General features: G+C 73.4%; 13 protein-coding genes. 11 read left to right on the top strand and 2 right to left on the bottom strand.

Annotated elements, in window-relative coordinates; genetic code table 11:
- Positions 1-61: 61 nt before the first annotated feature.
- Both V7E45_RS06525 and mycP read left to right on the top strand, forming a co-directional pair.
- Positions 62-874 carry a hypothetical protein gene (locus tag V7E45_RS06525; RefSeq protein WP_333773168.1) on the top strand — a complete coding sequence of 271 codons (813 nt, stop codon included), beginning with the start codon at positions 62-64 and terminating at the stop codon, positions 872-874.
- Entirely contained in the window at positions 871-2058 is a 1188-nt protein-coding gene (gene mycP / locus V7E45_RS06530; protein ID WP_333773114.1) for a type VII secretion-associated serine protease mycosin, read from the top strand. Before V7E45_RS06525 ends, mycP begins: the two co-directional genes overlap by 4 nt.
- Positions 2059-2115: 57 nt before the next feature.
- Here the strand turns inward: mycP and V7E45_RS06535 are convergent, their stop codons facing one another.
- Positions 2116-3084, bottom strand: a complete 969-nt coding sequence (locus V7E45_RS06535; protein ID WP_333773115.1) for a serine hydrolase — start codon at positions 3082-3084, stop codon at positions 2116-2118.
- A gap of 167 nt (positions 3085-3251) precedes the next feature.
- Here V7E45_RS06535 and V7E45_RS06540 point away from each other — a divergent pair, with 167 nt between their 5' ends.
- Positions 3252-3983: an SseB family protein gene (locus V7E45_RS06540; protein WP_333773116.1), complete on the top strand. Its 732-nt coding sequence runs from the start codon at positions 3252-3254 to the stop codon at positions 3981-3983.
- 7 nt (positions 3984-3990) lie between these two features.
- Here V7E45_RS06540 and V7E45_RS06545 read toward each other — a convergent pair whose 3' ends face one another.
- Positions 3991-4347 carry a DUF1844 domain-containing protein gene (locus tag V7E45_RS06545; protein WP_145881329.1) on the bottom strand — a complete coding sequence of 119 codons (357 nt, stop codon included), beginning with the start codon at positions 4345-4347 and terminating at the stop codon, positions 3991-3993.
- 370 nt (positions 4348-4717) lie between these two features.
- Between V7E45_RS06545 and infC the strand changes: the two genes are divergently transcribed.
- The 8 genes from infC to V7E45_RS06585 all read left to right on the top strand — a co-directional run bounded on the left by infC (position 4718) and on the right by V7E45_RS06585 (position 13513).
- A complete protein-coding gene (gene infC, locus V7E45_RS06550) occupies positions 4718-5392 on the top strand; it encodes a translation initiation factor IF-3 (RefSeq protein WP_333773169.1) in 675 nt (224 codons plus the stop codon).
- A 112-nt stretch (positions 5393-5504) separates the two neighbouring features.
- Positions 5505-5699, top strand: a complete 195-nt coding sequence (rpmI, locus tag V7E45_RS06555) for a 50S ribosomal protein L35 (RefSeq protein WP_004933563.1) — start codon at positions 5505-5507, stop codon at positions 5697-5699.
- A 98-nt stretch (positions 5700-5797) separates the two neighbouring features.
- Positions 5798-6181, top strand: coding sequence for a 50S ribosomal protein L20 (gene rplT, locus V7E45_RS06560; protein ID WP_020938960.1), 384 nt, complete (start codon positions 5798-5800; stop codon positions 6179-6181).
- Between the two features lie 176 nt (positions 6182-6357).
- Positions 6358-7218 carry a TrmH family RNA methyltransferase gene (locus tag V7E45_RS06565; RefSeq protein WP_333773117.1) on the top strand — a complete coding sequence of 287 codons (861 nt, stop codon included), beginning with the start codon at positions 6358-6360 and terminating at the stop codon, positions 7216-7218.
- 50 nt (positions 7219-7268) lie between these two features.
- On the top strand, positions 7269-8402 hold the full coding sequence (locus tag V7E45_RS06570; RefSeq protein WP_333773118.1) for a sensor histidine kinase: 1134 nt from the start codon (positions 7269-7271) through the stop codon (positions 8400-8402).
- Positions 8403-8552: 150 nt separating this feature from the next.
- Entirely contained in the window at positions 8553-9674 is a 1122-nt protein-coding gene (gene pheS / locus V7E45_RS06575) for a phenylalanine--tRNA ligase subunit alpha (protein ID WP_333773119.1), read from the top strand.
- The gene (pheT, locus tag V7E45_RS06580; protein ID WP_333773120.1) at positions 9674-12196 is read left to right on the top strand and encodes a phenylalanine--tRNA ligase subunit beta; all 2523 of its coding nucleotides are present in this window, start codon (positions 9674-9676) and stop codon (positions 12194-12196) included. Before pheS ends, pheT begins: the two co-directional genes overlap by 1 nt.
- Positions 12197-12424: 228 nt before the next feature.
- Positions 12425-13513 (top strand): PP2C family protein-serine/threonine phosphatase, encoded by a 1089-nt coding sequence (locus V7E45_RS06585; protein WP_333773121.1) that lies wholly within the window; start codon positions 12425-12427, stop codon positions 13511-13513.
- Positions 13514-13865 lie beyond the last annotated feature (352 nt).

A 13865-nucleotide genomic window follows, 5' to 3' on the forward strand; every position in this document is an offset into this window, starting at 1 on the left:
CCCCCCCATGTCCCCGGACCCGGCCCTGTCCTGGAGCGCCGGTGCCGCCGCGCGGCCCGTCGTGTCGTTCGGGCAACCCGAGGGATACGACGAGCGGATGCGGGCGCGGCCGCTGGGCCTGCGGATGCGGCCCCGGACCGCCGCTGCCGCCGCCTGTCTGGTCCTCGGGCTCGGCCTCATCGGCGGTGCGGTGACCGGGAGTTGGCTCACCGGCGACGGCGGTGACGGCACGGCGGCAGGCGGGTTCAGCGCGGCCGCGACGCTCTGGCACAGCGTGCCCGTCGACCAGTTGTTCCCGCCCACCCTCCAGGGCACCGGCGCCGGCCCCGGTGGCGCCGACCGCACTTGGACGCGGATCGCCGTGGCCCGGGACAGCGGCTGCGCCGACGCCTTCGACCCGCTGCTGCGCAAGGCGCTCGCCCCCGTCGGCTGCCGCCGGCTGCTGCGCGCCACCTACACCGACGCCACGCAGAGCTACGTCACCACCGTCGGCCTGCTGTTCACCAAGGGCGACCCCGCCGCCATGTCCGCGCTCGCCACCCGGTTCCGTGGGGAGCACCTGGACCGCCGCGCCGACCTGATGCCCCGGCCCTACGCCGCCAAGGGCACCGCGGCCGCGCACTTCGGTGCCCCGCAGCGCGCGAGCTGGACCATCTCCGTGCTCACCGACGTCCCCGTCGTCGCCTACGCCGTCTCCGGCTGGGCCGACGGCCGCACCGTCGACTCGCCCCAGCCCGCCGCGGACGCCGTGCACTCCGGCGCCACCACGGCACCCGCCCAGGCCGGCCTCGGCAACGAGGCCCAAGGGCTGGCCGACCGCGTCGAGCGGCGGCTGCGCCAGACCGCAGGCAAGGCCACGGAGAAGCCCTCATGACGCGACCGACGCGCGGCCGCCGCCGTGCCCGCGCCACCGGCTCGGCACTGACCGTGCTGCTCGCCGGTTCGCTCACCCTGCTGCCGTCCGCCGCGGCCCGCGCCGACAGCATCCGCGCCCAGCAGTGGGGCCTGTCCGCGCTCCACCTCGACCAGGCATGGCGCACCACCAAGGGCCGGGGCGTCACCGTCGCGGTCCTGGACACCGGCGTCGAGGCCGACCACCCGGACCTGACCGGGAACGTGCTGCCCGCCAAGGACATGATCGGCTTCGGCGCCGGGCCCGGCGACCGCGCCTGGGCCCGGCACGGCACCGCCATGGCCGGCATCATCGCCGGACACGGCCACGGAGCCGGCCGCACCGACGGTGTCGTGGGCGTCGCGCCCGAGGCGAAGATCCTGCCCGTGCGGGTCATCCTGGAGGACGGTGACTCCGCCCGCACCAAGGCCCGCACCAGCCGGGGCAACGCCCTCGCCGACGGCATACGCTGGGCCGCCGACCACGGCGCCGACGTCATCAACCTCTCCCTCGGCGACGACTCCGCCTCCGCCCACCCGGAGCCCAGCGAGGACGAGGCCGTGCAGTACGCCCTGAAGAAGGGCGTCGTCGTCGTGGCCTCCTCGGGCAACGGGGGCGACAAGGGCGACCACGTCTCCTACCCGGCCGCCTACCCGGGCGTCATCGCCGTCACCGCCGTGGACAAGTTCGGCACCCGGGCCTCCTTCTCCACCCGGCGCTGGTACGCGGCGGTCAGCGCACCCGGCGTGGACGTCGTGATCGCCGACCCCGACCACAGGTACTACGAGGGCTGGGGCACCAGCGCGGCCTCCGCTTTCGTCTCCGGCGCGGCCGCCCTCGTCAAGGCCGCCCACCCGCGGCTCACCCCCGCCCAGATCAAGAGACTCCTGGAGGACACCGCCCGGGACGCCCCGGTCGGCGGCCGGGACGACTCCCGCGGCTTCGGGATGATCGACCCGGCGGCCGCCCTGAAGGCCGCGGCCCGCCTCGAACCGCGACGACTGCGCCCGGCGTCCTACACCGGGAAGTACTTCGGCCCGGGCCCGGACACGGCCGGCTCCGCCGGCTCCGCCGCCGGCTGGGCGGGCCCCCTGGCGGGCGGCGCGGGCGCGGTCCTGCTGGTGGCGGCGGTCGTCCTGTGGCGGGGCCGCCGGACCACCCGCTGAGCCCGGCCCACCGGTACGAGGACGCGGAGCGCGGCCCCCCGCGCGTGAAGCGCGTGGCTACGACGCCGCCGCGAAACCGGACACGGCCGCCTTCGCGGCGGCCTCCACCAGCGAGATCCCCCGCGCCTTGCCGGCGGTCCCCTTCGACAGCACCGCCACCAGGTACCCGGTCCCGTCCACGCGCACCCGGCCGATGCTGTTGACGTCCCACAGCCCGCTCGTACTGCGCGGCAGCCAGCCGTTCTTCAACGCCGGGGCCGACCCTGGTGCGGCGGCCGAGACCCCCCACCGCTGGTCCGGCTCCACCGACTCCATCAGGCCCCGCACATACGCCCGCGAGGCCGCGCTCAGCCGGGAATCCGTCGTGAACACCTGGCGCAGCAGACGCAGTTGATCGGAAGCGGTGGTCTGGGTCAGCCCCCACAGCCCACCGGCGCCGCCGGAGGTCGAGCCGAGCCCGAACCGCCGGTTCGCCGCGTCCAGGCCCTCGGCCCGCCCGATCGTGTGCCACAGCGCGGTGGTCGAGGCGTTGTCGCTGTTCTCGATCATCCGGGTCGCGTACACCCGCTCGGCGTCCGTCAGGTGCCGCCCCGCGTCCTGCGCCTGGAGCAGCAGAGCGGCCAGGACGTCCACCTTGACGATGCTCGCCGTGTCGAAGGCGCCCCCGCCGTACACGGCACTGTCACCGGAGGCGAGGTCGAACACGGCGGCCGACAACTCGGCCCCCGACGGCACCGTCACCGACGCCATGGCCCGGGACAGCGACGCCTTCCGCGCGACGGCCGAAGGCGAGGTCGCGGGTTCCACCGATGCCTCCTCGCCCGCCGCGGCCGGGGGAGAGGAGGCCGACGGCGTCGCAGCCGACGATACGGCCCCGGCACCGGGGTGCGCGCGTGCCCTGACGTAGGCCGTGCCGCCCGCCGTGGCCCCGGCGACCGCGACCGCGACCACGGCCGGCGCGATCAGCGACGACGGGCCATGGCGGGCACGGCGTGCGCGACGACGGCGGGCTTCGGGGGACTCCATGCCCGCGATGCTCGGGGCGGGGCCTGTGCGCCAGGTGGGACGCGGCTGAGAGCCAGGTCGGCGAATACCGGGATTCCTGTGCACCGGCCGGGCGGACCACCGCCACCGCAGGCAGCGACCCCGGCCCCGTACCAGCGTGGCGGCCTCCCCCTATAGGGTCGGTGACCGTGGCGAACAAGAACATTCCCGACCCCGGCTTCTCCGACGACGACGGCTCCGCCGACCCCCGGCTGAGCGCCGCCCTCGCCGCCTGGGCCGAGGACCGCACGGCCGTCGGCCCCGTCCTGGAGGCCCTCCGCGGCGCCCGGCTGCTGGTGCCCGTCGTCGCGATGCTCGGCGAGGTCGAGGAGGACGAGAACGGGCTGCGCCGCGAGAAGACCAGTGACATGGCCGTACCGACGCTGAAGGCCGGTACCCGCACCGCCCTGCCGGCGTTCACCTCCACCGACTCCCTGGCCCGCTGGGACCCGGCGGCCCGGCCCGTCGCCGTACCCCTGCACCAGGCGCTGCAGGCCGCCGCGCACGAGAAGGCGGACACGGTCGTGCTGGACCTGGCCGGACCGGTGCCGTTCGAGCTGACCGGCCCGGCGCTGCTCGCCCTGGCCGAGGGCCGTACCAGCACCGACCCGCTCGCCGACCCGGCCGTGACCGAGGCCGTCCGCGCCGCCGTGGCCGCCGTGCCCGCCGTGCTGCGCGCGCACCTCGGGCCCGGCCAGGCCGACGGCACCCTCGCCCTGGTCCTCGACCCGGCCGCCCCGCCCGCCGAGGCCGCCCGCGCCGTCGCCGAGCGGCTGTCGGCCGACGAGACACTGAGGGCCCGCCTGGTGCGCGGCCTCGACCTGGCACTCCTGCCGGCCGGGACCACGCCTCCGGGCGAGCCCCTGTACGTGAAGGGTTAGGCCGCGATCAGCCGTAGACCGGGCCGGTGTACTTCTCGCCGGGGCCCTGGCCCGGCTCGTCCGGCACGATCGACGCCTCGCGGAACGCCAGTTGCAGCGACTTCAGGCCGTCGCGCAGCGGGGCCGCGTGGAAGGAGCTGATCTCCGTCGCGCTCGCGTCCAGCAGCCCGGCGAGCCCGGTGATCAGCTTGCGGGCCTCGTCCAGGTCCTTGTACTTGTCGCCCTCCTCGCTCAGCCCGAGCTTGACGGCGGCGGCGCTCATCAGGTTGACGGCGACCGTCACGATCACCTCGACGGCGGGGACCTCGGCGATGTCCCGGGTCATCGCGTCGAAGTCGGTGTTCTCAGGAGGGGTCTCACTCATGCCCCACACGATAGGCGAGGGCCGGCGGTCGCCCTCATCAGCCCCGCCCCGCTGCGCTCCGCCCCGATTGGCCCCGGTCAAGCGATCCTGGTAACCTGGATGTCGACCGGCCGGACACCTATGTGCTCGGCCCACAAGTGGAGGCTCCGATCTCCCACCTGACCGTCCTCCGGGGCGGCGGGTCATCCGGTCAGACGGCCACCATCGTTCCGTACGGACGATGGAGCCGTCCGAAAGCGCGCCCCGCGGTCATCGCGGCGGTGCTCCGGTAGCAATGGGAGCCCCGCCTGTGATCGTCCGGGGCATTTTTTGTGCTTCGTCGCGGTTAGGTCTAACGAAAAGACGTTACTCGGCGGTCCGCCAGACCGTCGTGTGGTGCTACCGAGGAGGATCCATCAGCGCCGAGCCCCGCATCAACGACCGGATTCGCGTTCCCGAAGTGCGACTTGTCGGTCCCAGCGGCGAGCAGGTCGGGATTGTTCCGCTTGCCAAGGCCCTTGAGCTTGCTCAGGAGTACGACCTCGACCTCGTCGAGGTGGCGGCGACCGCTCGTCCGCCCGTCTGCAAGCTCATGGACTACGGGAAGTTCAAGTACGAGTCGGCCATGAAGGCTCGTGAGGCGCGCAAGAACCAGGCGCACACGGTCATCAAGGAGATGAAGCTCCGGCCGAAGATCGACCCGCACGACTATGACACCAAGAAGGGTCACGTCGTCCGGTTCCTCAAGCAGGGCGACAAGGTCAAGATCACGATCATGTTCCGTGGTCGCGAGCAGTCCCGGCCCGAGCTGGGCTACCGACTGCTGCAGCGTCTCGCGGAGGACGTCCAGGACCTCGGTTTCGTGGAGTCGAACCCGAAGCAGGACGGCCGAAACATGATCATGGTCCTCGGTCCGCACAAGAAGAAGACCGAGGCGATGGCCGAGGCCCGTCAGGCGCAGGAGGCCCGCAAGGCCGACGCGAAGGCGAACCCCGGCAAGTCGCAGAACGCGGCCGAGAACCCCGCCGAGGCAGAGGCACCGTCCGAGGAGCCGGCCGAGGCGTGACCCCGGGGGACCCCGTTCCCCAGGTTGTATCCGAAACACAGAGCGACGCTCCACCGTGCCCGGTTTTCGTGACCGGGCACCAGAGCGCCACCGACGAGGAGAGAACGGCGCTATGCCGAAGAACAAGTCGCACAGCGGTGCCAGCAAGCGCTTCAAGGTCACCGGCTCCGGCAAGGTGCTCCGTGAGCGCGCCGGCAAGCGCCACCTGCTCGAGCACAAGTCGTCCCGCGTGACGCGTCGCCTCACCGGCAACGCCGAGATGGCCCCGGGCGACGCCGCGAAGATCAAGAAGCTTCTCGGCAAGTGACGTCACGGCGCCGCCTGAGCGCCGTACGTCCGGACCGGGACCCAATCGTTTCCGGGCCGTGTGAGTACCCCCACGGCCCCGCTACAAGGAGTTAACAAGTGGCACGCGTCAAGCGGGCAGTCAACGCCCACAAGAAGCGCCGGGCGATCCTCGAGGCGGCCTCCGGCTACCGCGGTCAGCGCTCGCGCCTGTACCGCAAGGCCAAGGAGCAGGTCACCCACTCGCTGGTCTACAACTACAACGACCGCAAGAAGCGCAAGGGCGACTTCCGTCAGCTGTGGATCCAGCGCATCAACGCCGCTGCCCGCGCCAACGGCATCACCTACAACCGCTTCATCCAGGGTCTGAAGGCCGCGAACGTCGAGGTCGACCGCAAGATCCTGGCCGAGCTGGCCGTCAACGACGCGAACGCGTTCGCCGCGCTCGTCGAGGTCGCCCAGAAGGCGCTGCCGTCGGACGTCAACGCCCCCAAGGCTGCGTGACGCCGCACCGGCTTCGAGCTGACGCTCACTGAGGGACCCGCAGGCTTCCCGGCTTGCGGGTCCTGTCGTTGCGGCGGCAGTGCCGTCGTTCGGCCGCGCGTGCTCGGTGGCCGGCCGCGCGGTTGACCGCGCCCGTGGCGGGCGCCGCACTCCGAGATCTCCTGAAGGTGAAGAGCATGTCCCCCGTCAGCCCCGAGCTGATCTCCCCCCGGTCCGCACGCGTCTCCGCCGCCCGCAGGCTCGCCAGGCGGAACTTCCGGGGCAAGGACCGGCTGTTCCTCGCCGAGGGGCCGCAGGCCGTCAGGGAAGCGGCCGCGCACCGGATCGACGGCGCCCCCGTCCTCGTCGAGCTGTTCACCACCGTCGAGGCCGCCGAGCGGTACGCCGACATCGTCGGAGCGGCCCGCGACGCCGGTGCCCGGGTGCACCTCGCCGCCGAAGAGGTCATCGCCGACATCTCCACCACCGTCACCCCGCAGGGTCTCGTCGGTGTCTGCCGGTTCCTCGACACGCCCTTCGCGGACGTGCTCGCCGCCCGGCCCAAGCTCGTCGCCGTCCTCGCCAACGTCCGCGACCCCGGCAACGCCGGAACCGTGCTGCGCTGCGCCGACGCCGCCGGCGCCGAGGCGGTCGTCCTCACCGACGCCTCCGTCGACCTGTACAACCCCAAGGCCGTACGCGCCTCCGTCGGCTCCCTCTTCCACCTGCCGGTCGCCGTGGGCGTGCCCGTCGAGCAGGCCGTGCGGGGACTGCGGGACGCCGGGGTGCGGATCCTCGCCGCCGACGGGGCAGGCGACCACGACCTGGACCAGGAACTCGACAAGGGGAGCATGGGCGGCCCGACCGCCTGGCTGTTCGGCAACGAGGCCTGGGGGCTCCCGGAGGAGACCCGCGCTCTCACCGACGCCGTCGTCCGCGTCCCCATCCACGGCCAGGCCGAGAGTCTGAACCTCGCCACCGCCGCGGCCGTATGTCTCTACGCGTCGGCGCGGGCACAGCGTGCCTCCGGAGGGTGCCGCTCCGTCACCGAGAGCTAGTAGGGTGACCCACTCGGGGCCCTGCGCCGTCTGAGAGGTGGGGTACGGGGATGAGTGTGGCCGGCACGAGCACCGCGCCGGAGGGACGGGACGCGCGGCGCGCCCCCGCGCCCCGGTGCGGGGACGACACCGGCGTCGATCCCGACCAGCTGCCCGACGGCCTCGTCGTCGCCGACGAGAACGGCCGGGTCGTCCGCTTCAACGCCGCCGCCGAACGCGTCACCGCCGTCCGCGCCGCCGAGGCCCTCGGCCGGCCGCTGGAGAAAGCGCTGCCGCTGGAGGACCTGGAGGGCCGCCGCTGGTGGCAGCTCACCGACCCCTACGGCGGCCTCGCCATCCGGGCCCGCCAGCCCGAGCGCAACCTGCTGCTGCCCGGCGGCCGGGAGGTCCTGGTCTCCGCCCGCTACGTGCGCGCCCAACCCCTCGGACCCGTCCGCCGCGTCGTCGTCTGCCTGCGGGACACCGAGGCCCGGCGCCGCACCGAGCGCAGCCACGCCGAGCTGATCGCCACCGTCGCGCACGAGCTGCGCTCCCCGCTCACCTCGGTGAAGGGCTTCACCGCCACCCTCCTCGCCAAGTGGGAACGCTTCACCGACGACCAGAAGCGGCTGATGCTGGAGACCGTCGACGCCGACGCCGACAGGGTCACCCGGCTCATCGCCGAGCTGCTCGACATATCCCGTATCGACAGCGGCCGGCTCGAGGTGCGCCGCCAGCCCGTCGACATCGGCGCGGCCGTCGGCCGGCACATCCAGGCCTACGTCGCCGCGGGACAGCCCGCCGACCGCTTCCTGCTGCGCATCGAGCAGCCGCTGCCCGCCCTGTGGGCCGACCCCGACAAGGTCGACCAGGTGCTGAGCAACCTGCTGGAAAATGCCGTGCGGCACGGCGAGGGAACCGTCACCATTGACGTCACGCCCTCGGCGTCCCCCCGCGAGGGCGAGGAAACCGGCACGTCGGTCACGGTGAGCGACGAGGGGCCAGGCATCCCGGAGGAATCCATGAACCGCGTCTTCACCCGCTTCTGGCGGGGCAGCAAGCGCGGTGGCACGGGCCTCGGGCTCTACATCGTCAAGGGCATCGTCGAGGCCCACGGCGGTGTCATCACGGTCGGCCGCGCCACCGGCGGCGGCGCCGAGTTCCGATTTACGTTGCCCGTGAGCACGCCGGCGTATCTCGCCTAGCGGCCCACGGGCCTTTCGCCTGTCTCAACCCCGTTAGACTCGGCCTTTGGCACCTTTGTGTCCTACATACGGCACACGGCACACGGCCCTCAGGCAGCACGGAGTCGGTGACGGGGACCATCCGCCAGCCAATCGGAAGCACGGGAAGAGATGTCGGCACCCAATAAGTCGTACGACCCAGTCGAAGTCGAGGCGTTGAAACCGGAAGAGATCGAGCGCATGCGGGACGAGGCGCTCGCCGCCTTCGCCGCCGCGGACTCCCTCGACGCGCTCCACGAGGCCAAGGTCGCCCACACCGGCCCCGCCTCCCCGCTGGCCCTCGCCAACCGCGAGATCGGCGCCCTGCCGCCGCACGCCAAGGCGGACGCGGGCAAGCGCGTCGGCATGGCCCGCGGCGCCGTGAACAAGGCCCTCGCCGCTCGCCAGACCGAGCTGGAGGCCGAGCGCGACGCCCGCGTGCTCGTCGAGGAGGACGTCGACGTCACGCTGCCGTACGACCGCGTGACCGCCGGCGCCCGCCACCCGCTGACCACGCTCTCGGAGCGCATCGAGGACATCTTCGTGGCCATGGGCTACGAGGTCGCCGAGGGCCCCCAGGTCGAGGCCGAGTGGTTCAACTTCGACGCCCTCAACATCGGCCCCGACCACCCGGCCCGCGGCGAGGCCGACACGTTCTTCGTGCAGGGCCCGGACGGCGGCACCGAGTCCGGTGTCGTCCTGCGCACCCACACCTCGCCGGTCCAGATCCGCTCCCTGCTGGAGCGCGAGCTGCCGGTGTACGTGATCTGCCCCGGCGTCGTCTACCGCACCGACGAGCTGGACGCCACGCACACCCCGGTCTTCCGCCAGGTCGAGCTGCTCGCCGTGGACGAGGGCCTGACCATGGCCGACCTCAAGGGCACCCTGGACCACATGGTCCAGTCGCTGTTCGGCGAGGGCATGAAGACCCGGCTGCGGCCGAACTTCTTCCCCTTCACCGAGCCGAGCGCCGAGATGGACATGCTCTGCTACGTCTGCAAGGGCGAGTCCGTGGGCAACCCCGACCGGCCCTGCCGCACCTGCTCCAGCGAGGGCTGGATCGAGCTGGGCGGCTGCGGCATGGTCAACCCGCGGGTGCTCACCGCCTGCGGCGTCGACCCGGAGAAGTACAGCGGCTTCGCCTTCGGGTTCGGCATCGAGCGGATGCTGATGTTCCGCCACAACGTCGAGGACATGCGAGACATGGTCGAGGGTGACGTCCGGTTCACCCGGCCGTTCGGGATGGAGATCTGATGCGGGTCCCGCTTTCCTGGCTGCGGGAGTACGTCGACCTGCCGGCCACCGAGACCGGCCGCGACGTCCAGGCCAAGCTCATCTCGGCCGGTCTCGAGGTCGAGACCGTCGAGCAGCTCGGCGCCGACCTCAAGGGCCCCCTGGTCGTCGGCCGGGTGCTGACCATCGAGGAGCTGGAGGGCTTCAAGAAGCCGATCCGCTTCTGCACCGTCGACGTCGGGCAGGCCAACGGCACCGGTGAGCCCCAGGAGATCGTCTGCGGCGCCCGCAACTTCGCGGTCGGCGACAAGGTCGTCGTGGTCCTGCCGGGCGCCACGCTGCCCGGCGGCTTCTCCATCGCCGCGCGCAAGACCTACGGCAAGACGTCCCACGGCATGATCTGCTCCGGCGACGAGCTGGGCATGGGCGACGACGGCTCGCACGGCATCATCGTGCTGCCGCCGGAGACCGAGGTCGGCAAGGACGCCATCGAGCTGCTCGAGCTGGTCGACGAGGTCCTGGACATCGCCGTCACCGCCAACCGCGGCGACTGCCTGTCCATCCGCGGGGTCGCCCGCGAGACCGCCATCGCCTACGGCCTGCCGCTGCGTGACCCGGCGCTCATCGACGTGCCCGGACCGAACGCGTTCGGCTACCCGGTGCAGGTCACCGACCCGCACGGCTGCGACCGGTTCACCGCCCGCACGGTCACCGGCCTGAGCCCCGAGGCGCGCTCCCCGATCTGGCTCCAGCGCCGGCTGCAGAAGGTCGGCATGCGCCCGATCTCGCTCGCCGTCGACATCACCAACTACGTGATGATGGAGCTGGGCCAGCCGCTGCACGCCTACGACCGCACGCTGGTCCAGGGCACCATCGGCGTGCGCCGGGCCGAGGAGGGCGAGAAGCTCGTCACCCTCGACGGCGTCGAGCGCAAGCTGCACGCCGAGGACCTGGTCATCACCGACGACCGCGGCCCCATCGGCCTGGCCGGCGTGATGGGCGGTGCCAACACGGAGATCGCCGACCACACGGACGCAGGGAACGGCGCCGCCCCGACCACCGACGTCGTGATCGAGGCCGCCCACTTCGACGCCGTCTCCGTCGCGCGCACGGCCCGCCGCCACAAGCTGCTGTCCGAGGCGTCCCGCCGCTTCGAGCGCGGTGTCGACCCGCAGGCCGCGGCCGCCGCCGCCCAGCGCACCGTGGACCTGCTGGTGCTGCTCGCCGGCGGCACCGCCGAGGCGGGCGTCACCGAGGTCGTCGCGCCGTCCGCGCCGCACACCATCACCGTCCCGGCCGACCACCCCGACAAGGTCGCGGGCGTCACCTACGGCCGCGAGACGGTGGTGCGCCGGCTCCAGGAGGTGGGCTGCGACGTCTACGGGCAGGACCAGCTGGTCGTCACCGTCCCGTCCTGGCGGCCCGACCTGACCGACCCGAACGACCTCGCCGAGGAGGTCATCCGGCTGGAGGGCTACGAGAACCTGCCCTCCACGCTGCCGAGGCCCCCCGCGGGACGCGGCCTGACGCACCGGCAGCGGCTGCACCGCCGGGTCGGCCGCGCGCTGGCCGGCGCGGGCTACGTCGAGGCGCCGAACTACCCCTTCGTCTCCGAGCAGATCTTCGACCACTTCGGTCTGGAGGCCGACGACCCGGCCCGCCGTGTCGTCAAGCTGGTCAACCCGCTCAACGACGAGGAGCCCGCGCTCCGCACGACGCTGCTGCCGGGCCTGCTGGGCGCCCTGCGGCGCAACGACGGCCGGGGCTCGCACGACCTCGCCCTGTTCGAGACGGGTCTGGTCTTCCGGCCCCGCGAGGAGCAGCCCGCCGCCGTCCACCTGACCGTCGACCGGCGTCCCACCGACGAGGAGATCGCGCGGCTGAACGCCGCGCTGCCCGACCAGCCGCGTCTCGTGGCCGCCGTCCTCGCGGGCGCCCGTGAGCAGGCCGGCTGGTGGGGCAAGGGCCGCCCGGCCGACTGGGCCGACGCCGTCGAGGCCACGCGCACGGTCGCGGCCGAGGCCGGCGCGGAGCTGATCGTCCGCAAGGGCCGCTACGGCCCGTGGCACCCCGGCCGCTGCGCCGAACTGGCCGTCGTCGTGGACGGCACGGAGCGGGTCGTGGGCCACGCGGGCGAACTGCACCCGCGCGTCGTGAAGGCGCTCGGGCTGCCCGAGCGCACCTGCGCGATGGAGCTGGACCTGGACGCGCTGGAGGCCGCCGGCGACGGCGTCCCGCAGGCGCCGGCCATCTCGACGTTCCCGGTCGCCACGCAGGATGTCGCCCTCGTCGTCGACAAGCCGGTCCCGGCCGCCGAGGTCGAGGCGGCGCTGCGCGAGGGCGCCGGTGAACTGCTGGAGTCCATCCGGCTGTTCGACGTGTACGAGAACGCGGAACAGCTCGGTGACGGCAGGAAGTCGCTGGCGTACGCGCTCCGCTTCCGGGCCACGGACCGGACGCTGACCGTGGACGAGGCGTCGGCCGCCCGGGACGCCGCGGTCGCCCTGGCGGGCGAGCGGACCGGGGCGGTGCTGCGGGGCTAGCCGCCGCAGGGGCTTCGCACGCGGCCGGCCGGGGTCATCCCCGGCCGGCCGCGTCGTCTTTCGCGCCCCCGCGCGCATATATGCGGGACAGGCGGGGTGCGTCCTCACTCGTTCGGGTGGGAAACGGGGGTGATCCCCTCCGGTCGGCGCACGCCGTCGACAGAATCGGACCGGCCTTTCGGGGCCGGTCCGTCCGCTCTGTCAGGGCCCACATGGGGGACCAGAGGCATGATCCGCATCAAGGCACGGGCGCCCACGGCACGAGAGGGCGTACTCCCCGCGCTCTGGGGAGCGTTGGCGGTCGGCTACCAGTTCGGCTGCCCACTCGCCCAGCAGAACGGACTCGGCGCCCGCATCGTCACCGGCGCCGTGTTCTTCACGATCGGCACCGGCCTGACCGTCCAGGTCCGCCGCTCCCTGCTGCGCGAACTCCGCCAGGCCCGACGGGTGGCGGGCGCCGCGCAGCGCGTCCTGTTGCGGCCGCCGCCGCCCCGCCTCGACGGACTTCACCTGGCGGCCGCCCAGCTCTCCGCCGACCGGTGCGCGGCCATCGGGGGCGACCTCTACGAAGCCGTCGCCACCGAGCACGGCGTCCGCGTGGTCATGGGTGACGTACGCGGCCACGGACTCGCCGCCCTCGGCACCGCCGCCGCGCTGCTGGGCAGCTTCCGCGAGGCCGCCCACGACGAACCCGAACTCGCGTCCGTCCTGCGCCGGCTGGAGCGGGCCCACGCCCGTCACCTGCGCGAGCGCTCCCGCGCCGACCACCCGGCGAGTGGGCGCGACCCGGGCCCGCCGGTCGCCGAGGAGTTCGTCACGGTCCTGCTGCTGGAGATCGCCGGCGACGGGGAGGTGCGCGCGCTCAACTGCGGCCACCCCTGGCCCTATCTGCTCAGCGGCATCCGGGTGGAGCCCCTCACCCGCGCCGACCCGCTCCCGCCGCTCGGCCCCTTCCCGCTCCCGGCGGAACTGGCCGCCGAGTCCCACGGCCGGTTGCTGCCCGGCGAGTCGCTGGTCCTGTTCACCGACGGCGCGGAGGACGCGAGGGACGCCCGGGGCCGGTTCTTCTCCCTGCCGACGGCGCTGCGCGAGGCCCTGGCCCACCACCCGGTGAGCCCGCAGTCGGTGCTCCGCACGGTCTTCGCGGCCCTGCTGCGCCACACCGGCGGCCGGCCGGCGGACGACGTGGCGGTCCTGGTCCTGCGCAACGGCCGGCGCCGGGCGCGGTCCCCGGGGCCGCGGGACACCGGCACGGACGACGCCACCGCACGGCCGCCCCGGACTCCAGCCGACCCGCAGCCCACGACACCGTGCTAGGGCCTGTTGCGAAAGTGGTCCTCTGCCGTGCGACGCCCGGCACGCGCTCTCGCCGCACCGCCCGAAAGCCCGAGTACGCCCAGTACGAGGACTTCCGGGCGGCACGCCGAGAGCACGCACCGGACGCCGCGCGCCCGCCCTCCGGGCGACGAGGCCACTTTCGCAACAGGCCCCAGCCGCCCCCCTGTGCTCCGCTGATGGCCGGGCCGCCGCTTTTCGAGGGGGAGCCGACGGCCCGGCCGACCTCTTGCGAGGCACCTCAGTCAACCGGCGGGACACGCTCGGCGACAGCGCGCGCACAGCGCGGATGCGCGTACTCCGTTCACACCCCGTGTGAACCCGGAACCACTAC

The sequence above is a fragment of the Streptomyces sp. IBSBF 3136 genome, assembly GCF_036815105.1.
GTDB lineage: Bacteria > Actinomycetota > Actinomycetes > Streptomycetales > Streptomycetaceae > Streptomyces.

What these genes read in the sequence shown, in the direction of transcription:
- pheT (WP_333773120.1), top strand. Translation starts at nt 9,674, where the DNA reads ATGCGGGTCCCGCTTTCCTGGCTGCGGGAGTACGTCGACCTGCCGGCC.
- V7E45_RS06570 (WP_333773118.1), top strand. Translation starts at nt 7,269, where the DNA reads ATGAGTGTGGCCGGCACGAGCACCGCGCCGGAGGGACGGGACGCGCGG.
- pheS (WP_333773119.1), top strand. Translation starts at nt 8,553, where the DNA reads ATGTCGGCACCCAATAAGTCGTACGACCCAGTCGAAGTCGAGGCGTTG.
- V7E45_RS06585 (WP_333773121.1), top strand. Translation starts at nt 12,425, where the DNA reads ATGATCCGCATCAAGGCACGGGCGCCCACGGCACGAGAGGGCGTACTC.
- rpmI (WP_004933563.1), top strand. Translation starts at nt 5,505, where the DNA reads ATGCCGAAGAACAAGTCGCACAGCGGTGCCAGCAAGCGCTTCAAGGTC.
- V7E45_RS06565 (WP_333773117.1), top strand. Translation starts at nt 6,358, where the DNA reads ATGTCCCCCGTCAGCCCCGAGCTGATCTCCCCCCGGTCCGCACGCGTC.
- mycP (WP_333773114.1), top strand. Translation starts at nt 871, where the DNA reads ATGACGCGACCGACGCGCGGCCGCCGCCGTGCCCGCGCCACCGGCTCG.
- V7E45_RS06545 (WP_145881329.1), bottom strand. Translation starts at nt 4,347, where the DNA reads ATGAGTGAGACCCCTCCTGAGAACACCGACTTCGACGCGATGACCCGG.
- V7E45_RS06535 (WP_333773115.1), bottom strand. Translation starts at nt 3,084, where the DNA reads ATGGAGTCCCCCGAAGCCCGCCGTCGTCGCGCACGCCGTGCCCGCCAT.